The following is an 18,078-nucleotide window of genomic DNA, read 5'->3' on the forward strand; positions in this document are numbered from 1 at the left end:
GAAATTATGTCAACCATACGCGTCGATGTAGTAAGTGCTGAGCAGTCTATTTTCAGCGGGGAAGCTAAGTTTGTTGCGCTTCCTGGCGAAAGTGGTGAGCTCGGCATTTTGCGCGGCCACACTCCTTTGATTACACGCATTCGTCCAGGCTCAGTTCGTATTGAAAAAGCTGACGGTGACGAAGAGTTTGTTTTCGTAGCAGGTGGCTATTTAGAAGTTCAGCCAGATCGCGTTACTGTTTTAGCCGATACCGCTATTCGCGGGCACGATCTTGACGAAGCTAAAGCGATTGAAGCTAAGAAACGCGCTGAAGAGGCAATGCAAAACCGTGGCACTGACTTTGATTTGGCTTTGGCCCAATCTGAGTTTGCAATGGCTGCTGCACAGCTGGCTGCAATTGCTCGTTTCCGTCGTAAAAAGTAATAGCCGGTCATCTCCTTGTTGTTAAATGATCGGTTTTTAAAGGCCTGCCTGGGCGAAGCGGTTGATCAAACACCGCTTTGGCTCATGCGTCAAGCCGGCCGATACCTCCCTGAGTACAACGCTACTCGCGCCAGAGCTGGAAGTTTTTTAGGGCTCGCAAAAAATCCTGCATACGCTACTGAAGTAACGCTTCAACCTTTGGATCGTTACCCTTTGGATGCGGCTATTTTGTTCTCCGATATTTTGACCATTCCAGATGCGATGGGATTGGGGCTGAAATTTACTGGAGGCGAAGGGCCAAGCTTTGATCACCCCCTTCGCACTGAAGAGGCGGTAAAAAAATTACGTGTTGCAGATATGGATCAGCTCAAATATGTTTTTGATGCGGTTTCAGAGATTCGTAAAGCATTGATACAGGATGGCAAGCAAAGAGTTCCGTTGATTGGGTTCTCCGGAAGCCCGTGGACATTGGCTTGCTACATGATTGATGGGTCTAGCGCTGATGATTTTCGTCATGCTAAAACGATGATGTTTAGTCGCCCCGATCTGATGCAGCACATTCTAGATATCAACGCGCAATCGGTTGCTGATTATTTAACTGAGCAAGTAAAAGCCGGTGCACAGGCATTAATGATTTTTGATACTTGGGGCGGAATGCTTCCAGATGGTTGGTATCAAAGAATGTCTTTAGCCTCGATGCAAAAGGTGATTTCATTATTGCCACGTGAGCACGAGGGCAGAAAAATTCCGGTCATCATGTTCACCAAGGGCGGCGGAATTTGGTTGAACGATATGGCGCAAGTTGGCGCTGACGTGATTGCGATTGATTGGACAATGTCTCTGAGTCGCGCACGCAAACAATTGCTGGCCCTGAACAAGCCCCTAGCATTACAGGGAAATTTAGACCCGCTTATTCTGTTCTCAGAGCCAAAACAAATTGCGCAGCAAGCAAACCTCCTGCTTGAGGATTTGGCGAGTGCTCCAGCCCTTAAATCGGGCTTACATCCTCTAGACGGACATGTCTTTAATCTAGGGCATGGGATTTCCCAATTTACCCCTCCTGAAAGTGTTACGGCTCTCGCCGAAGCGGTCATTGAGCGCTCAAGGGCTCTCAGGACAAAGTCGTAATACTGAGTGATTGCTAACTTGGCGCTAGGATTTTTAGCGAAAGTTATGCACAGATAACGGGAAAATTCGAAATTCAGTGAGATTGCGAATAATGATGAAAATTCACTTTCGAATATCTTTCCAAGTTATTGATTTATATAAATAATTACTAAAAAGCTTTAAAAGGGTGCAGAATCCGAAAGCTGATAAATTAACTTATAAATCAGAATCCTCGGATGATATCCACAGACTTATCCACAAGCAAACTAAAGATTTGAAGTAAATCATGCCCCCTCCAATCGTTGTCCAAGTTGTTGTTGATAAGCCCCTTGCCCAGGGCTTTGACTACTTGTGGGACGATAAGGCATTAGGGGGGAGCCCACAGGTGGGGGCAATAGTTGAGGTTCCCTTTGGGCGCAGTTTACTGGTGGGATTGGTGATTAAAGTAAGCGCTTACTCTGACTATGAACTCGATAAATTAAAAGGGGTAAGCAAGGTTGCACCCCTGCCCCCCTTGGACCCTGCAGTATTGAGGTTAATGAACTTTGCCAGCCAGTATTACATTCATGCGCTAGGCGAGACCATTATTCCCACCATTCCACAGATGTGGAAAAAGTCAGATGACTGGGAAAAGATCCCCAAGAAATTAGCTGCGGATGAAGAAAAGCAAAAGAAAAAAAACAAGCCAGAGGCCGTTGAGGGATTTGTTGATGAGGACCATCTGAACGATGGTCAAAAACTCGCATTAGAAAAATTGCGCAGGATTTCTTCGAATGAATTCAAAGCAATACTGTTGCAAGGGCAAACCGGTAGCGGAAAGACCGCTGTATTTTTAAATTGGTTGAGCGGTATTTTGGAAGATGCAAGCGCACAGGTATTGCTCTTGGTTCCTGAAATTAATTTAACGCCACAGTTGGAACGTAGAGTGCGCGCTTATTTTCCAGATAAAAAAATGGTGGTGCTGCATAGTGGCGTAAGCGAGAAAGTCAGAGGCATTGCTTGGTATGAGGCGATGACTGGTAAAGCCCAAATTATTTTGGGAACAAGATTGGCTGCATTAACCCCCCTGCCTAATCTGCGCGCCATTGTTGTTGATGAAGAACATGACCCGTCCTATAAGCAACAAGATGGTATTCGTTACTCTGCAAGGGATCTTGCGATATGGCGTGCCCACGACCTTAAGATACCGATCTTATTGGCCTCTGCTACACCATCGCTTGAGACTTGGATGGCTGCCAGGGCTAGCCGTTATGAATATATTCGTCTGGATCAACGCGCACAAGGCGCAAGCTTGCCAAGAGTGCATCTGATCAACGTCCGCGATCCACAAACGCAATTTAGTCCAGGCGATATAGAGAAGCCAAAATCCAAAAGCCTGATTACTAAAACCCTTGCGAATGCGGTCAGTCAGAATCTTGACAATAAGCAGCAAAGCCTAATACTCATCAATCGGCGAGGATATGCTCCTGTTCTTAGTTGCGGTGCTTGCTCATGGCTCTCAAGATGCGAGCAATGTAGCTCCTATATGGTGCTGCATAAAGCAGGCGCCCTGGGCAGGAAGTCGGTTTTAAGTTGCCATCACTGCGGCTTGGTGAAATCAATTCCAAGCCATTGTCCTGATTGCGGCAATGCCGATTTGAAGACCTTGGGGCAAGGAACACAAAAGATCGAAGATGCTATTGAGGAGATGTGGCCGGGCGCACGGGTTCTGCGGGTCGATACAGACTCCAGCAGAAAGAGTAAGGGTGCCGAGGAGCTCTTTCAGGAAATCCACGAAGGCAACGTCGATATTGTTGTTGGCACTCAGATGATTGCCAAGGGCCACGATTACCAAAATATTGGCTTAGTTGCAGTCTTGGATTCTGATAGTCGATTATTTTCTCAAGATTTTAGGGCTGCAGAACGATTATTTGCTCAGTTAGTTCAGGTTGCGGGGCGCGCTGGACGGTCAAGCAAGGAGGGCGAAGCGGGCGGCGCTATTTATATTGAAACCCAGTTTCCGGAGTCTGCAGTTTTTCAGTTTTTGTTGCGCCATGATGTAGATGGATTTTTAAGTTTTACGGCCAACGAAAGAAAAGAAGCGGGCTTGCCGCCATTTGCCTATCAGGCCCTCATCCATGCTGAGGCTAAAAGTTTAGATAAAGCAATTCAGTTTTTGAGTGGCCTGAAAGGATTCTTAAAGTCTCGGGCCCTCATAAATAAGGGCCTCAGAGTCTATGATCCAGTCCCTAAGGCAATGATGCGAGTAGCGGGCTCGGAGCGCGCCCAACTTCTGGTGGAGTCGGATGATCGTAAAAACCTGCAAGAAATCTTAGAGGCGATGGATCTTTATTTGCGAGAGAACTCTCAGGGGCGCATTAGTAAAGAAGGGCGCATTCGTTGGTTAATTGAACGTGATCCTATTTCAATCTGATTAATTTTAGTTATTAGGCGCCAGGGCCCGCGTTATATATTTCTAGGCTCAAGAGTTGATTTAGTTCTTCGGTAAGAATTTCATCGGAGGCGGGTTTGATTTTAAATAACCAAATACCGTATGGATTTTCATTGACGATTTCAGGTGATGCATCAACCTCTTCATTGAGGGCAACAATCTCACCGCTTACTGGCGCATGAATATCACTAGCCGCTTTCACTGATTCAATCACAGCAATAGCTTCCCCCTGCTTTACTTGTTGTCCAAGTTTTGGGGCTTGAAAGAACATCACATCGCCAAGTGCTTCTTGCGCATGATTGCTAATACCAACCCATACCAGGCCATCATTTTCCTGATCGGCCCATTCGTGAGTTTCTGCAAATTTAAATGTATCTTGGCTGTTCATTGTTTTATCCTTTAGGTGCATTTTATGCCGACTCCCATAAACTAGCTTTCCCAAATGATTCACTTTACCGCTTGTACATATGCCAATTAAATTAGGAATTGTTCCTGTTACTCCGTATGAGCAGAATTGCTCGATTTTGCTTTGCCGGGAGACTGGCGACGCCGCTGTAGTTGATCCCGGCGGCGATATTGAAAAGATCCTTGAGGGCCTTAAGCAGATGGGCGGTAAGGTTAAAAAGATTTTGCTTACTCATGGGCATTTAGACCATTGTGCAGCCGCGAAAGATCTAGCTGACCAACTGGGCGTTCCTATTGAGGGCCCACAAGAGGAGGAGCGTTTTTGGATTGATCAATTACCGGAGCAAACAGTGCGCTTTGGCTTTGGGCATGCCAAAGTTTTTGAGCCCGACCGCTGGTTAAATAACGGTGATCACGTTCAGGTGGGCAACGTTGATCTTGAGGTATTTCATTGCCCCGGTCATACGCCTGGCCATATTGTATTTTTTGACAAAGAAGATCGTCTAGCAATAGTTGGGGATGTTTTGTTTGCTGGTTCAATTGGCAGAACAGATTTTCCACGGGGCAATCATGCTGATTTAATCAATGCGATCAAAACCAAATTGTGGCCCTTGGGAGATGATGTCCAGTTTGTTCCTGGACACGGACCAATGTCGACGTTTGGTCACGAGCGCAAAACGAATCCCTATGTGGGAGATGGCGCGTAGCTAATCAATCTAGCTATTTGAACTACAAGTGAGTATTAGGTTTTAGCTGAACCGGTACGATGCGTACGGTTGTATAAACAGCTGGCGCAGATCCAGCGCTGCTTGCGATTACTTGTCGGAATCCATGTGCCACCCTCAAGTCGTTTTTCACGGCTGCAAGAAGAGCAAAACTTCAGGCTCTGAGAGGTGTCTTGGGTAGCTGCTGGAGTCGATGTAGTCATGGGCAATCCGGGTAAGGCAAATCTTATACAGAGATCTATTTTACCCGTTTTGTCCCGCTGGGGCTGGGGTTAGCACAACCCGGACTGAATCAGCCGTTTTGTTGCCGTCGAAGTCTAACCAAGCCTTATTTTCAAAGTCGTACAGCTTGCACTTGCGTGCTGTATCGAAATACCAGCCCCAAGAGAACTTTTGAATGAAAATGCGCTCAGGAAGGATGGTTTCTAGGGTTTGCTGGGCTTCTGGCAGGCGATAAAGCGGTACGCTCATATCCACATGGTGCGCAGTGTGCTCCATGATGTGGTGCATCAATTTGCCCCAAATCCAGTTAAAAGTCAGATGAACGGTTGTGGATACAAACGGCTGGGCGCGTAACCACTCGGATTTCTTGTCATACCAAGAGACTTTCGGGTGGGTATGGTGCACATAGACCACAAAACCAATCATGCCGTTCCAGAACAAGAATGGCACTGCAAAGCCAGTGATCAAGCCAATCCAAACAGATTGCCCAGTAGCAATGGCTCCAGCAATTAAGCAGCCAATCCAAACAATTGCAAATGCGGTAACAAGCAAATTATCTTTTAAGAAAATAGGACGATCACCAGGTTTGTTTTTTGCATTTGGGAAGTACTCACGTCTCCACCAAATTTCAATGAGGTAATAGAAAACAGGGCCCCATCCGCTACGGTAAAGGCGTTCTAGGGCCTTACGCCATGGGGGAAGCGCGTCATATTCTGATTTTGATAAGGGCGCCCATACAAAGTCAAAACCCTTTAGATTGGTTTGACCGTGATGCACAACGTTATGACCAACATCCCACAAGCTATATGGTGTGAGAGATGGCAAGAACGCAATACGACCCAATACTTTGTTCAGTTCGCGATTGGGCGTGTAACTTTGATGGCAAGCATCGTGACCCAAAATAAAGATGCGGCCTGTTACAAAGCCAGCAATCAAACCAAAAACAATTTTGAGCAACACGCTCTCTACGAAGATTGTTCCTGCGATACAGCCTAGCCAGAGGAACGCATCGATTGCTAGGAGCATGATTGCGCGCCCAGTTTCGCCTTGTGCCATCGGGATTAGCCAGCTTCGAATGATTTTTCGATGCGGTAATGGCGCCTCTGGGTGCAAAGGATTGGTTAAGGAAGGCTCTGAAAGGGCGGTATTTAGATGTGTAGACACGATTAGAATCAATAAGTTAGGTGGAAATGATAGCGGTTTTCGCAATTTGCCGCATGATGTAGGTCAAAAACCCCTTGATTTTTGGCGCGCCCGGCAGGAATCGAACCTGCGACCCTTGGCTTCGGAGGCCAATACTCTATCCACTGAGCTACGGGCGCCGGTGGAAAAACTGGTTACCACTCTATTGTAAGTGTCTATAACCCTACTCTCTAGTTATAATCTCGACAAAACCACCCTAAAACCCGTCAAACGATAAATTCTTATGAGCAACGAGCACGGAAGTCTAATTAAGTCCCCAAAACAACTCATCATCATGGTGTTTGCAAGCTTTTTCGTGCCACTCATCATTATTTTGTTGTTAATGGTCTTTGTGAACAATGGCAAGCGCGTAGATTCATCTGCTTCTGCTGACCAAATTATTAAGCCAGTAGCGCAACTCAATTTTAAAGATGCTAGCGAGCCCGCTGCTCCGGCTGCTGGCGCCAAATAAATCTTCGGCGCATATTTAAAAGCTGGCCTTGCGCCAGCTTTTTTATTTTCATTTATTCACTCTTTGCATCTAAGGCAATTTGGTAGGCTTCTTTTTTTGTGAGGCCTAGAGTTTGCGAAAGAACAGCGGCAATTTCTTTGCTTCCCATATAAGGGCTCAGCGCATTAGCCCACAGCAAGAGAGCCGAATGCTCGGGAGCCTCATCGCCATTGGCCGAACGCCCTGCGACCACAATGACAAATTCACCTTTAAGGCTCTCTGCTACCTCTAGCCAGCTAGCAACGTCTTGCGCTTGAAGTGGCACCAGCTGCTCAAATTTTTTGGTTAACTCACGGCAGACTAAAAGCTGACGATCGGCTTCTAAATTTTTTGCAAGCAATGTAAGGGTTTCTTTAATGTGGTGTGGGGACTCAAAAAAGATGCTTGCTTTTTTGCTGCTGGAGATGTCCTGCAGTAGAGCGTCACGCTCTTTAGTTTTGTTGGGCCAAAAACCTACAAACTGAAAGCGTCCTTCTGAGTGGTGCATCACTGAGCCCGCTGCCGAGATGGCGCTTGATACAGCGCTTGCGCCCGGAATGGGGATGACTCTGAGCCCCGCTTTTTGAACCTCATTTACCAGTCTTGCGCCTGGGTCTGAGACTCCTGGGGTGCCGGCATCTGAAATATAAGCCCAGCGCTCATTATTTAAGAGGTGTTGTATGACTGTTTGAGCGCCGCCAATTTCATTGTGTTCGTGCAATGCTAAACATTTTTTATGAATGCCAAACTGTTGGAGTAATGCCGCACTATGTCTAGTGTCCTCACAGGCGATCCCATCAACTGAATTGAGAACATGCAGGGCGCGTAAGGTAATGTCACCCAAATTACCGATGGGTGTTGCAACCATGTATAGAGCCCCAGCAGGCAAATCCTGCTGCTTTAAGAAGTCGAAAGAGCTAAATTGCATGGGGAGTTGCCTGCGAAAAGTTAAACAATAAGTAAGAGGATACGTTGCTTTTGGGATAAGCTGATTGCCACTGAAATGAGGGCATCTTTGGCGCATAATATTGTTATGGAAAAAGATATCAATGAACGTTTACGTCAGCGTGCCTCCCAGCATTTTCTGGACAGCATTGCCGTAAAGCAAGAGGCTGAAAAACTGCTCCCCGAATCAGTTGCTAGGGGCGTACTGGCGATGGTGGATTGTTTGCGCGCTGGTGGTAAGGTCATGGCCTGTGGCAACGGTGGTTCTGCTGCTGATGCGCAACACTTTGCAGCAGAACTCGTTGGTCGCTTTGAGAGAGAGCGCCAAGAGTTGGCTGCGATCGCCTTGACGACAGACACTTCAATTCTTACGGCTATTGGAAATGACTATAGCTACGATGAGATTTTTAGCAAGCAGGTTCGTGGGCTTGGAAAAAAAGGAGACATCCTGTTGGGAATTTCAACCTCAGGAAATTCTAAGAATGTGATTAAAGCTATTGAGGCTGCTAAAAAGCTTGGTATGAAAATCATCGCATTTACTGGCAATGGCGGCGGCAAGATTGCTCAACTATTAGATAAAGATGATGTTCATTTGTGTGCACCATCAACGCGAACCGCGCGCATTCAAGAAACGCATTTGGTTTTGCTGCATGCTTTATGTGATGGCGTAGATCACGTACTGCTCGACTAAAAATTATCGTTACTTCAATACAGAAATTACCTAAATGAAAATCTCACCCCTCAGAAGACTGTTTCTTGCTACCCTCATTGCTTCACAACTTTCAGCATGCGCAGTAGTTGCTGTTGGTGGGGTAGCGGCCGGGGCAACAGTGCTCGCAGATCGACGTACACCAGCCGTGCAAGCGATTGATAAAGGGATTGAGTTAGAGGCAGAAAATGCGCTAGCAAAACGATTTGGCGATAACGCACACATTAACGTGACTTCGTTTAATCAAAAAGTATTGCTCACTGGCGAAGTGAAGGATGCCGATATTAAGGGTGAGGCAGGCGCTTATGTCAAGGCGATGAAAAATGCGCGCTCTGTATTTAATGAATTGGTTGTTGCGCCTAACAGTAGCTACACATCACGCGCAAATGATTCTTATCTCGAGTCTAAGATCAAAACACAAATGGTCTTTACAGACCAGTTACCGTCAAACTCTATGGTTATAGTGGCAGAAGGAAGTAGCGTCTATCTTATGGGCATCTTGACACAAAGCGAAGCTGACCTTGCTAAAAAAATTGCAAGTAATACGAATGGCGTAAAAGATGTTTACGTTTACTTCGACATCATTTCTGAAGCAGAAAAAGTTCGCCTAGAAAAGCAAGGTAAAGCAGATCAAACACAACCCAGTAGCCCTCCAAAATTTCAGTAATTTTTTCGTAGGTTGTCGATGCTAAAAAAGCGAGTGATTGTAAAAATTGTTTTTCTATTTACAACGCTCGCTTATTTCATGCCCATTGCGCAGGCGAATGTTGAAGATGAGAATGCATTCGCACTTGCAAAACAAAGCGCGTGCTTGGGATGTCATGCGGTGAATAAAAAAGTTGTGGGCCCTAGTTTTCAGGCTGTGGCAGAAAAATATAAAAACGATTCAAACGCCCAAGTATTTTTAAAAAATAAGATTGCTAAAGGGGGGTCTGGTTCTTGGGGTGTTGTGCCCATGCCTGCCAACTCAAAATTGAGTGATGCAGATTTATCTACATTAACGAGCTGGATCTTGCGTGGCGCACCTAACAAAAACTAAGGCTAGCAATTAGCGCGCTAGACCAGGTCTTCCTAGGAACCACCACCAGGCTTGATTGGAGCGCTTCAGGCTTTCTTTTAAGGCGTAGTCCATACCGGCCCACTGTTCATTGGCCGCCTCTTCCACAATGGTTGCGGGGTTTGCTGGGGGCAGCTTAAGGCAAGCATCAGCATCGCCATAGGCGTACTCAACTGTCATCCCTGCCTTTTGCGCCAAATGCATCATGGCTTTGTTATTAGCAAGACAATGAACATATAGAGTTTCAATGCTGGTATTACGTGAGTGAACAGCTGAGCGTTGCAACAAGGCTGTGCCCAGGCCCTGAGAGCGCCCTTCTGGCAATACAGAAACGCCAAATTCAGCAGCTCGTGCCTCGCCTATGCTCTCTGGCAAATAGGCTAAATGGGCCATGCCAACAAGCTTCAGATCTAAGTCGAAAACACCAAAAATGACATCCCGATTGAAATCAAGGCCCTTTACATAGTGACGAATCACTTCATCAGGGGTCTGAGTGCCAAATCGTAGACGTCTATCTTCATCATTTAGTTGCAATAAATGATTCAATATTTCCTGTCTATATCCGGCGTGAAGTTCGCGAACAGGTACAGCCTGCCCGGCCGTATAGGGGCTTGAAGGTAAGTGACTATTCGCTAATTTATTGTGCATAGCAATATTTTAACAGGGCTAGGCAAATTTGTCAGGGTTTTCCCTAGGTTTGTTGGAAATAGGCCAAATCAGCCTGAAAAACAGCGTAATTTTTGGATTGATCTGGCCTAAACCCTAAAAAATAGGAATTTTTCAAAAAAAGTTGAAATATTTTTCGAAATCTAACCCCTTGTTTTAATTAACAATATTTTTAAAGTAAGAAAAAACTTAGTCTTTTTTAAGTAAAAGAGTACGAAAGGTGTTGACGACCCTAAAAATGTGGGATATAGTCTCACCTCTCTGCTGAATGTTTTACGAAATACGAAATACGAAACAAGTCAGCCCTCTTTAAAAATTAGTCAACCGATAATTGTGGGTACTAAGTGAAAGCATCCAGTCCTTCGGGACAGATGTAAATAAATAGTACTCATAGACAGTAAAAAGATTTGGTTTTATTACCAAGTCAATTTCTTGAATGAGTGCGACGATCCGCAAGGATCACAGGAATTGAACTGAAGAGTTTGATCCTGGCTCAGATTGAACGCTGGCGGCATGCCTTACACATGCAAGTCGAACGGCAGCACGGGTGCTTGCACCTGGTGGCGAGTGGCGAACGGGTGAGTAATACATCGGAACGTACCTTATCGTGGGGGATAACGCAGCGAAAGCTGTGCTAATACCGCATACGCCCTGAGGGGGAAAGCGGGGGATCGAAAGACCTCGCGCGATTAGAGCGGCCGATGCCTGATTAGCTTGTTGGTGGGGTAAAAGCCCACCAAGGCGACGATCAGTAGCTGGTCTGAGAGGACGATCAGCCACACTGGGACTGAGACACGGCCCAGACTCCTACGGGAGGCAGCAGTGGGGAATTTTGGACAATGGGGGAAACCCTGATCCAGCAATGCCGCGTGAGTGAAGAAGGCCTTCGGGTTGTAAAGCTCTTTTGTCAGGGAAGAAACACCGGCTCTAACACAGTCCGGGAATGACGGTACCTGAAGAATAAGCACCGGCTAACTACGTGCCAGCAGCCGCGGTAATACGTAGGGTGCGAGCGTTAATCGGAATTACTGGGCGTAAAGCGTGCGCAGGCGGTTATACAAGACAGGCGTGAAATCCCCGGGCTTAACCTGGGAATGGCGCCTGTGACTGTATAGCTAGAGTGTGTCAGAGGGGGGTAGAATTCCACGTGTAGCAGTGAAATGCGTAGATATGTGGAGGAATACCAATGGCGAAGGCAGCCCCCTGGGATAACACTGACGCTCATGCACGAAAGCGTGGGGAGCAAACAGGATTAGATACCCTGGTAGTCCACGCCCTAAACGATGCTGACTAGTTGTTCGGGATTTACATCCTGAGTAACGTAGCTAACGCGTGAAGTCAGCCGCCTGGGGAGTACGGTCGCAAGATTAAAACTCAAAGGAATTGACGGGGACCCGCACAAGCGGTGGATGATGTGGATTAATTCGATGCAACGCGAAAAACCTTACCTACCCTTGACATGTCACTAACGAAGTAGAGATACATTAGGTGCTCGTAAGAGAAAGTGAACACAGGTGCTGCATGGCTGTCGTCAGCTCGTGTCGTGAGATGTTGGGTTAAGTCCCGCAACGAGCGCAACCCTTGTCTTTAGTTGCTACGCAAGAGCACTCTAAAGAGACTGCCGGTGACAAACCGGAGGAAGGTGGGGATGACGTCAAGTCCTCATGGCCCTTATGGGTAGGGCTTCACACGTCATACAATGGTGCATACAGAGGGTTGCCAACCCGCGAGGGGGAGCTAATCTCAGAAAATGCATCGTAGTCCGGATCGTAGTCTGCAACTCGACTACGTGAAGCTGGAATCGCTAGTAATCGCGGATCAGAATGTCGCGGTGAATACGTTCCCGGGTCTTGTACACACCGCCCGTCATACCATGGGAGTGGGTTTTGCCAGAAGCCGTTAGCCTAACCGCAAGGAGGGCGACTGCCACGGCAGGGTTCATGACTGGGGTAAAGTCGTAACAAGGTAGCCGTATCGGAAGGTGCGGCTGGATCACCTCCTTTCTAGAGAAAAGATGCTGAATCCTAGTGCCCACACTTATCGGTTGACAATAAAAGCCACGGGTCTGTAGCTCAGCTGGTTAGAGCACTGTGTTGATAACGCAGGGGTCGTAGGTTCAAGTCCTACCAGACCCACCACCAGCCAGAAACAAGACTTAGTGGGACGTTGGGGGATTAGCTCAGCTGGGAGAGCACCTGCTTTGCAAGCAGGGGGTCGTCGGTTCGATCCCGTCATCCTCCACCATCATCTAAATGTCAAAACTAAGCGAATATTTAATCGTTTAGTTTTGCCATTTATGGCTGTTCTTTAAAAATTTGAGTAAGCAAAGTGTCAAATGTTTCTTTGAGAGGACATTTGACAATGTAATAAGGGTAAAGATTGAATCATCAATCAGTAATACAAACGAGTTTTACCAAGTTCTTAACAAAGTACTTACAGTTTGGATTACGGCAAACATGTCAGAAGTAGAAGTAAAACCTATAACGGTTACTAGCAATGGTGCTCGTTATAGGATCAAGTGAATAAGTGCACATGATGGATGCCTTGGCGATTACAGGCGACGAAAGACGTTATAACCTGCGATAAGCCCCGGGGAGCTGGTAAATAAGCTTTGATCCGGGGATTTCTGAATGGGGAAACCCACCACTTTTGTGGTATCCATACCTGAATACATAGGGTATGAGAAGCGAACCTTGTGAACTGAAACATCTAAGTAGCAAGAGGAAAAGACATCAACCGAGATTCCCAGAGTAGTGGCGAGCGAAATGGGAACAGCCTTCTAGTGATATCTCAGTAATTAACAGAATGGAATGGAAAGTCCAACAATAAAGGGTGATAGTCCCGTATGTGAAAATTATTGAGTGGTACTAGGCTAGAGACAAGTAGGGCGGGACACGTGAAATCCTGTCTGAATATGGGGGGACCATCCTCCAAGGCTAAATACTCGTAATCGACCGATAGTGAACAAGTACCGTGAGGGAAAGGCGAAAAGAACCCCGGGAGGGGAGTGAAATAGATCCTGAAATTGTGTGCATACAAACAGTAGGAGCCTCGTAAGGGGTGACTGCGTACCTTTTGTATAATGGGTCAGCGACTTACATTCAGTAGCAAGCTTAACCGAATAGGGAAGGCGTAGCGAAAGCGAGTCCGAATAGGGCGCTAGTTGCTGGGTGTAGACCCGAAACCAGTTGATCTATCCATGGCCAGGTTGAAGGTGCGGTAACACGTACTGGAGGACCGAACCCACTAACGTTGAAAAGTTAGGGGATGAGCTGTGGATAGGGGTGAAAGGCTAAACAAAACTGGAAATAGCTGGTTCTCTCCGAAAACTATTTAGGTAGTGCCTCGTGTATCACTGTAGGGGGTAGAGCACTGTCATGGTAGTGGGGTCCATTGCGGATTACTGCGCCATAGCAAACTCCGAATACCTACAAGTGCAAGCACGGGAGACAGACATCGGGTGCTAACGTCCGGTGTCAAGAGGGAAACAACCCAGACCGCCAGCTAAGGTCCCTAATATATGCTAAGTGGGAAACGAAGTGGGAAGGCTAAAACAGTCAGGAGGTTGGCTTAGAAGCAGCCATCCTTTAAAGAAAGCGTAATAGCTCACTGATCGAGTCGTCCTGCGCGGAAGATGTAACGGGGCTAAGCATATAACCGAAGCTGCGGATCACAGCAATGTGATGGTAGGAGAGCGTTCTGTAAGCCTGTGAAGGTGTCTTGTAAAGGATGCTGGAGGTATCAGAAGTGCGAATGCTGACATGAGTAGCGATAAAGGGGGTGAAAAGCCCCCTCGCCGTAAGCCCAAGGTTTCCTGTTCAACGTTCATCGGAACAGGGTGAGTCGGCCCCTAAGGCGAGGCAGAGATGCGTAGCTGATGGGAACAAGGTTAATATTCCTTGACCATTGTTAGATGCGATGGGGGGACGGATCGCGGAAAGTTGTCCGGGTGTTGGAAGTCCCGGTTCTTACGTTGGAGATGGCTATTAGGTAAATCCGGTAGCGTAATTCAAGGGCGTGAGACGAGCGAATTTATTCGCGAAGCAATTGGAAGTGGTTCCAAGAAAAGCCTCTAAGCTTCAGTCTAACAAGACCGTACCGCAAACCGACACAGGTGGGCGAGATGAGTATTCTAAGGCGCTTGAGAGAACTCAGGAGAAGGAACTCGGCAAATTTGTACCGTAACTTCGGGATAAGGTACGCCCTGGTAGTTTGACCCTGTACAAGGGGAGGACGAAAGGGTTGCAATAAAAAGGTGGCTGCGACTGTTTAATAAAAACACAGCACTCTGCAAACACGAAAGTGGACGTATAGGGTGTGACGCCTGCCCGGTGCTGGAAGATTAAATGATGGGGTGCAAGCTCTTGATTGAAGTCCCAGTAAACGGCGGCCGTAACTATAACGGTCCTAAGGTAGCGAAATTCCTTGTCGGGTAAGTTCCGACCTGCACGAATGGCGTAACGATGGCCACACTGTCTCCTCCTGAGACTCAGCGAAGTTGAAATGTTTGTGATGATGCAATCTACCCGTGGCTAGACGGAAAGACCCCATGAACCTTTACTGTAGCTTTGCATTGGACTTTGAATCGGTCTGTGTAGGATAGGTGGGAGGCGTTGATAACAGGATGCTAGTTCTGTTGGAGCCAACCTTGAAATACCACCCTGATTTATTTGAGGTTCTAACCTTGGCCCGTTATCCGGGTCGGGAACAGTGCATGGTAGGCAGTTTGACTGGGGCGGTCTCCTCCCAAAGTGTAACGGAGGAGTACGAAGGTACGCTTGGTACGGTCGGACATCGTACCTAAAGTGCAATGGCAAAAGCGTGCTTAACTGCGAGACCGACAAGTCGAGCAGGTGCGAAAGCAGGTCATAGTGATCCGGTGGTTCTGTATGGAAGGGCCATCGCTCAACGGATAAAAGGTACTCTGGGGATAACAGGCTGATACCGCCCAAGAGTTCATATCGACGGCGGTGTTTGGCACCTCGATGTCGGCTCATCTCATCCTGGGGCTGTAGCCGGTCCCAAGGGTATGGCTGTTCGCCATTTAAAGAGGTACGTGAGCTGGGTTTAAAACGTCGTGAGACAGTTTGGTCCCTATCTGCCATGGGCGTTGGAGATTTGACGGGGGCTGCTCCTAGTACGAGAGGACCGGAGTGGACATTCCGCTGGTGTACCTGTTGTTTCGCCAGAAGCATCGCAGGGTAGCTATGAATGGAAGAGATAACCGCTGAAAGCATCTAAGCGGGAAACTTGCCTGAAGATGAGATCTCCCGTAGGTTTAACCTACATAAAGGGTCGTTGAAGACCACAACGTTGATAGGTCGGGTGTGGAAGTGCAGTAATGCATTAAGCTAACCGATACTAATTGCCCGTTAGGCTTGATCCTATAACCAGCACTATTGTGTTGGATGTTTGCCAGATTTAATCTGCATCCTTATTACATGCTTACTCAAATAGAGTTGTTGATTTATTCAGCAACTCAACCCTCTACGCCCGGTGACCATAGCGAATTGGAACCACTCCTTCCCATCCCGAACAGGACAGTGAAACGATTCTACGCCGATGATAGTGCGGATTACCCGTGTGAAAGTAGGTAACTGCCGGGCACCAAAGCGACGCCCAGACCCTTTTAGGTCTGGGCGTTTTTACTTGTGCAAAGCGTTTAGAGAGATTGACAGAAACTCCATTTGGAGTCAGAATATTGGGTTCGCGGAGGGGTGTCCGAGCGGCTAAAGGAGGCAGACTGTAAATCTGTTGGCTATGCCTACGTAGGTTCGAATCCTACCCCCTCCACCAGATGTGCGGGATTAGTTTAATGGTAAAACAGCAGATTTCCAATCTTCGGTCAAGAGTTCGATTCTCTTATCCCGCTCCAGAATTTGTTGCATTAGATTTCGCCCATGTGGCTCAGTGGTAGAGCACTCCCTTGGTAAGGGAGAGGTCGGCAGTTCGATCCTGCCCATGGGCACCATGTTTGATTTTATTAATTGTGTATTTCGTGTTTGGTTTAAGAGCTAACTAAAGGCAGATTAAAAATGGCAAAAGAAAAATTCGAGCGGACAAAACCGCACGTAAACGTAGGCACCATCGGTCACGTTGACCACGGTAAAACCACATTGACAGCGGCAATTGCAACCGTGCTTTCTAAAGCATTCGGTGGCGAAGCTAAAGCATACGATCAGATCGATGCTGCTCCAGAAGAAAAAGCACGTGGTATTACGATTAATACTGCACACGTTGAGTACGAGACAGCAAACCGTCACTACGCACACGTGGATTGCCCAGGACATGCTGACTACGTTAAGAACATGATTACTGGTGCTGCTCAGATGGACGGCGCAATTTTAGTTTGCTCTGCTGCTGACGGCCCAATGCCACAAACTCGTGAACACATCCTCTTGGCACGCCAAGTGGGCGTTCCTTACATCATCGTGTTCCTGAACAAGTGCGACATGGTTGATGACGAAGAGTTGTTAGAGCTCGTAGAAATGGAAGTTCGTGAGCTTTTATCTAAGTACAAATTCCCTGGCGATGACACACCAATCATTCGTGGTTCTGCTAAGTTAGCCCTTGAAGGCGACGAAGGCCCATTGGGTAAAGAAGCCATCATGAAATTGGCTGAAGCTTTGGATACCTTTATTCCTACTCCAGAGCGTGCTGTTGACGGCGCGTTCTTGATGCCAGTAGAAGACGTGTTCTCTATCTCCGGTCGCGGTACTGTTGTGACTGGTCGTATCGAGCGCGGTATTGTTAAGGTTGGTGAAGAGATCGAAATTATCGGTATCAAGCCAACACTCAAGACAACATGTACTGGTGTTGAAATGTTCCGCAAATTGCTCGACCAAGGTCAAGCAGGCGATAACGTTGGTATCTTGTTACGCGGTACAAAACGTGAAGAAGTTGAGCGCGGCCAAGTATTGGCTAAGCCAGGTTCAATCACCCCACATACTCACTTTACAGCCGAGGTTTACATCTTGGGTAAAGACGAAGGTGGTCGTCATACTCCATTCTTTAACAACTATCGTCCACAGTTTTACTTCCGCACTACGGACGTAACTGGTTCAATCGAGTTGCCAAAAGACAAAGAAATGGTAATGCCTGGTGATAACGTTTCGATTACCGTAAAACTCATCGCTCCAATCGCGATGGAAGAAGGTTTACGTTTTGCGATCCGTGAAGGTGGCCGTACTGTTGGCGCCGGCGTGGTTGCAAAGATTTTGGCTTAAGTAGTTTTTTATAAAGGGGTGTAGCTCAATTGGCAGAGCGTTGGTCTCCAAAACCAAAGGTTGGGGGTTCGATGCCCTCCGCCCCTGCCACGATTTGAACTGAAAGCAAAATGTCTCATCAAACAGCAAGTCATACTGAAGAAAAAAGCGGCTGGGTCTCTGGACTCGCTGCTTTAATCGTTGTTGCGGCGTTAGTCTTGTACTACACGCTGGTAGATCAATCTATGTTGATTCGTCTCGCTGTTTTGTTTGGCGGTATTGCTGCTGCAGTTTTAATTGTGGCCATTTCACCCGATGGGCGTCGCTTTATTGCCTACGCAAAAGATTCTTGGTATGAAGTAAAAAAGGTTGTTTGGCCAACTCGTAAAGAGACCACCCAAATGACTCTAGTCGTATTTGGCTTTGTTCTGATCATGTCCTTATTTTTATGGATTGCAGACAAATTGATTGAATGGCTAGTTTTTTCAGTCTTTTTGGGCTGGAAGTGAGT

At 47.1% G+C, this 18,078-nt stretch carries 15 protein-coding genes, 7 tRNA genes and 3 rRNA genes; 19 read left to right on the top strand and 6 right to left on the bottom strand.

Annotated features, from left to right (window positions below; all coding sequences use genetic code 11):
• Window positions 1-6: 6 nt before the first annotated feature.
• From FD963_RS00120 to priA, 3 genes are all read left to right on the top strand, one after another.
• On the top strand, window positions 7-423 hold the full coding sequence (locus FD963_RS00120; RefSeq protein ID WP_215321259.1) for a F0F1 ATP synthase subunit epsilon: 417 nt from the start codon (window positions 7-9) through the stop codon (window positions 421-423).
• A 9-nt stretch (window positions 424-432) separates the two neighbouring features.
• On the top strand, window positions 433-1,551 hold the full coding sequence (gene hemE, locus FD963_RS00125) for a uroporphyrinogen decarboxylase (protein WP_215363706.1): 1,119 nt from the start codon (window positions 433-435) through the stop codon (window positions 1,549-1,551).
• Between the two features lie 265 nt (window positions 1,552-1,816).
• The gene (gene priA / locus FD963_RS00130) at window positions 1,817-3,943 is read left to right on the top strand and encodes a primosomal protein N' (protein ID WP_215362438.1); all 2,127 of its coding nucleotides are present in this window, start codon (window positions 1,817-1,819) and stop codon (window positions 3,941-3,943) included.
• A 13-nt stretch (window positions 3,944-3,956) separates the two neighbouring features.
• Here the strand turns inward: priA and gcvH are convergent, their stop codons facing one another.
• On the bottom strand, window positions 3,957-4,349 hold the full coding sequence (gene gcvH, locus FD963_RS00135) for a glycine cleavage system protein GcvH (protein ID WP_251367240.1): 393 nt from the start codon (window positions 4,347-4,349) through the stop codon (window positions 3,957-3,959).
• A gap of 79 nt (window positions 4,350-4,428) precedes the next feature.
• Between gcvH and FD963_RS00140 the strand changes: the two genes are divergently transcribed.
• A complete protein-coding gene (locus tag FD963_RS00140; protein WP_371818476.1) occupies window positions 4,429-5,073 on the top strand; it encodes an MBL fold metallo-hydrolase in 645 nt (214 codons plus the stop codon).
• Window positions 5,074-5,108: 35 nt separating this feature from the next.
• Here FD963_RS00140 and FD963_RS00145 read toward each other — a convergent pair whose 3' ends face one another.
• The 3 genes from FD963_RS00145 to FD963_RS00155 form a co-directional block, all read right to left on the bottom strand.
• Window positions 5,109-5,294 (bottom strand): hypothetical protein, encoded by a 186-nt coding sequence (locus tag FD963_RS00145; protein ID WP_129560400.1) that lies wholly within the window; start codon window positions 5,292-5,294, stop codon window positions 5,109-5,111.
• Between the two features lie 40 nt (window positions 5,295-5,334).
• On the bottom strand, window positions 5,335-6,477 hold the full coding sequence (locus tag FD963_RS00150) for a fatty acid desaturase (protein WP_251367241.1): 1,143 nt from the start codon (window positions 6,475-6,477) through the stop codon (window positions 5,335-5,337).
• 82 nt (window positions 6,478-6,559) lie between these two features.
• Window positions 6,560-6,635 (bottom strand) — tRNA-Arg (locus FD963_RS00155).
• 104 nt (window positions 6,636-6,739) lie between these two features.
• Here FD963_RS00155 and FD963_RS00160 point away from each other — a divergent pair.
• Window positions 6,740-6,967, top strand: coding sequence for a hypothetical protein (locus tag FD963_RS00160; protein WP_251367242.1), 228 nt, complete (start codon window positions 6,740-6,742; stop codon window positions 6,965-6,967).
• 52 nt (window positions 6,968-7,019) lie between these two features.
• Here the strand turns inward: FD963_RS00160 and rsmI are convergent, their stop codons facing one another.
• On the bottom strand, window positions 7,020-7,913 hold the full coding sequence (gene rsmI / locus FD963_RS00165) for a 16S rRNA (cytidine(1402)-2'-O)-methyltransferase (RefSeq protein ID WP_215362440.1): 894 nt from the start codon (window positions 7,911-7,913) through the stop codon (window positions 7,020-7,022).
• A 105-nt stretch (window positions 7,914-8,018) separates the two neighbouring features.
• Between rsmI and FD963_RS00170 the strand changes: the two genes are divergently transcribed.
• Genes FD963_RS00170 through FD963_RS00180 form a run of 3 tightly spaced genes read left to right on the top strand, consistent with a single transcriptional unit; the run spans window position 8,019 to window position 9,678 of the window.
• Window positions 8,019-8,621, top strand: coding sequence for a phosphoheptose isomerase (locus tag FD963_RS00170; RefSeq protein WP_215362441.1), 603 nt, complete (start codon window positions 8,019-8,021; stop codon window positions 8,619-8,621).
• Between the two features lie 34 nt (window positions 8,622-8,655).
• Window positions 8,656-9,306 (top strand): BON domain-containing protein, encoded by a 651-nt coding sequence (locus FD963_RS00175; RefSeq protein WP_215362442.1) that lies wholly within the window; start codon window positions 8,656-8,658, stop codon window positions 9,304-9,306.
• An 18-nt stretch (window positions 9,307-9,324) separates the two neighbouring features.
• Entirely contained in the window at window positions 9,325-9,678 is a 354-nt protein-coding gene (locus FD963_RS00180; RefSeq protein WP_215362443.1) for a c-type cytochrome, read from the top strand.
• Window positions 9,679-9,687: 9 nt separating this feature from the next.
• Here the strand turns inward: FD963_RS00180 and FD963_RS00185 are convergent, their stop codons facing one another.
• Window positions 9,688-10,344 (bottom strand): GNAT family N-acetyltransferase, encoded by a 657-nt coding sequence (locus tag FD963_RS00185; protein ID WP_215362444.1) that lies wholly within the window; start codon window positions 10,342-10,344, stop codon window positions 9,688-9,690.
• Between the two features lie 488 nt (window positions 10,345-10,832).
• On the opposite strand from FD963_RS00185, the gene FD963_RS00190 reads away from it, so the two are divergent.
• From FD963_RS00190 to secE, 11 genes are all read left to right on the top strand, one after another.
• Window positions 10,833-12,365, top strand: a 16S ribosomal RNA gene (locus FD963_RS00190).
• Window positions 12,366-12,423: 58 nt separating this feature from the next.
• A tRNA-Ile gene (locus FD963_RS00195) sits at window positions 12,424-12,500 on the top strand.
• A 30-nt stretch (window positions 12,501-12,530) separates the two neighbouring features.
• A tRNA-Ala gene (locus tag FD963_RS00200) sits at window positions 12,531-12,606 on the top strand.
• 268 nt (window positions 12,607-12,874) lie between these two features.
• Window positions 12,875-15,748, top strand: a 23S ribosomal RNA gene (locus FD963_RS00205).
• A gap of 106 nt (window positions 15,749-15,854) precedes the next feature.
• Window positions 15,855-15,968, top strand: a 5S ribosomal RNA gene (rrf, locus tag FD963_RS00210).
• The 16S, 23S and 5S rRNA genes sit together here with 5 tRNA genes alongside, the layout of an rRNA operon.
• Before the next feature lie 105 nt (window positions 15,969-16,073).
• Window positions 16,074-16,158: transfer RNA gene (locus FD963_RS00215), tRNA-Tyr, on the top strand.
• A gap of 5 nt (window positions 16,159-16,163) precedes the next feature.
• Window positions 16,164-16,237: transfer RNA gene (locus tag FD963_RS00220), tRNA-Gly, on the top strand.
• A 21-nt stretch (window positions 16,238-16,258) separates the two neighbouring features.
• A tRNA-Thr gene (locus FD963_RS00225) sits at window positions 16,259-16,333 on the top strand.
• 64 nt (window positions 16,334-16,397) lie between these two features.
• The gene (gene tuf, locus FD963_RS00230; protein ID WP_215321266.1) at window positions 16,398-17,588 is read left to right on the top strand and encodes an elongation factor Tu; all 1,191 of its coding nucleotides are present in this window, start codon (window positions 16,398-16,400) and stop codon (window positions 17,586-17,588) included.
• Between the two features lie 14 nt (window positions 17,589-17,602).
• Window positions 17,603-17,678: transfer RNA gene (locus FD963_RS00235), tRNA-Trp, on the top strand.
• A 20-nt stretch (window positions 17,679-17,698) separates the two neighbouring features.
• Complete coding sequence (gene secE / locus FD963_RS00240) at window positions 17,699-18,076, top strand: preprotein translocase subunit SecE (protein WP_215362445.1); 378 nt, start codon at window positions 17,699-17,701, stop codon at window positions 18,074-18,076.
• Window positions 18,077-18,078: the final 2 nt, after the last annotated feature.

This window comes from Polynucleobacter sp. JS-JIR-II-50 (assembly GCF_018687895.1).
Taxonomy (GTDB): domain Bacteria; phylum Pseudomonadota; class Gammaproteobacteria; order Burkholderiales; family Burkholderiaceae; genus Polynucleobacter.

What these genes read in the sequence shown, in the direction of transcription:
- FD963_RS00180 (WP_215362443.1), top strand. Translation starts at nt 9,325, where the DNA reads ATGCTAAAAAAGCGAGTGATTGTAAAAATTGTTTTTCTATTTACAACG.
- secE (WP_215362445.1), top strand. Translation starts at nt 17,699, where the DNA reads ATGTCTCATCAAACAGCAAGTCATACTGAAGAAAAAAGCGGCTGGGTC.
- FD963_RS00140 (WP_371818476.1), top strand. Translation starts at nt 4,429, where the DNA reads ATGCCAATTAAATTAGGAATTGTTCCTGTTACTCCGTATGAGCAGAAT.
- tuf (WP_215321266.1), top strand. Translation starts at nt 16,398, where the DNA reads ATGGCAAAAGAAAAATTCGAGCGGACAAAACCGCACGTAAACGTAGGC.
- rsmI (WP_215362440.1), bottom strand. Translation starts at nt 7,913, where the DNA reads ATGCAATTTAGCTCTTTCGACTTCTTAAAGCAGCAGGATTTGCCTGCT.
- FD963_RS00170 (WP_215362441.1), top strand. Translation starts at nt 8,019, where the DNA reads ATGGAAAAAGATATCAATGAACGTTTACGTCAGCGTGCCTCCCAGCAT.
- FD963_RS00160 (WP_251367242.1), top strand. Translation starts at nt 6,740, where the DNA reads ATGAGCAACGAGCACGGAAGTCTAATTAAGTCCCCAAAACAACTCATC.
- FD963_RS00175 (WP_215362442.1), top strand. Translation starts at nt 8,656, where the DNA reads ATGAAAATCTCACCCCTCAGAAGACTGTTTCTTGCTACCCTCATTGCT.
- FD963_RS00145 (WP_129560400.1), bottom strand. Translation starts at nt 5,294, where the DNA reads ATGACTACATCGACTCCAGCAGCTACCCAAGACACCTCTCAGAGCCTG.
- gcvH (WP_251367240.1), bottom strand. Translation starts at nt 4,349, where the DNA reads ATGAACAGCCAAGATACATTTAAATTTGCAGAAACTCACGAATGGGCC.
- FD963_RS00185 (WP_215362444.1), bottom strand. Translation starts at nt 10,344, where the DNA reads ATGCACAATAAATTAGCGAATAGTCACTTACCTTCAAGCCCCTATACG.
- priA (WP_215362438.1), top strand. Translation starts at nt 1,817, where the DNA reads ATGCCCCCTCCAATCGTTGTCCAAGTTGTTGTTGATAAGCCCCTTGCC.
- FD963_RS00120 (WP_215321259.1), top strand. Translation starts at nt 7, where the DNA reads ATGTCAACCATACGCGTCGATGTAGTAAGTGCTGAGCAGTCTATTTTC.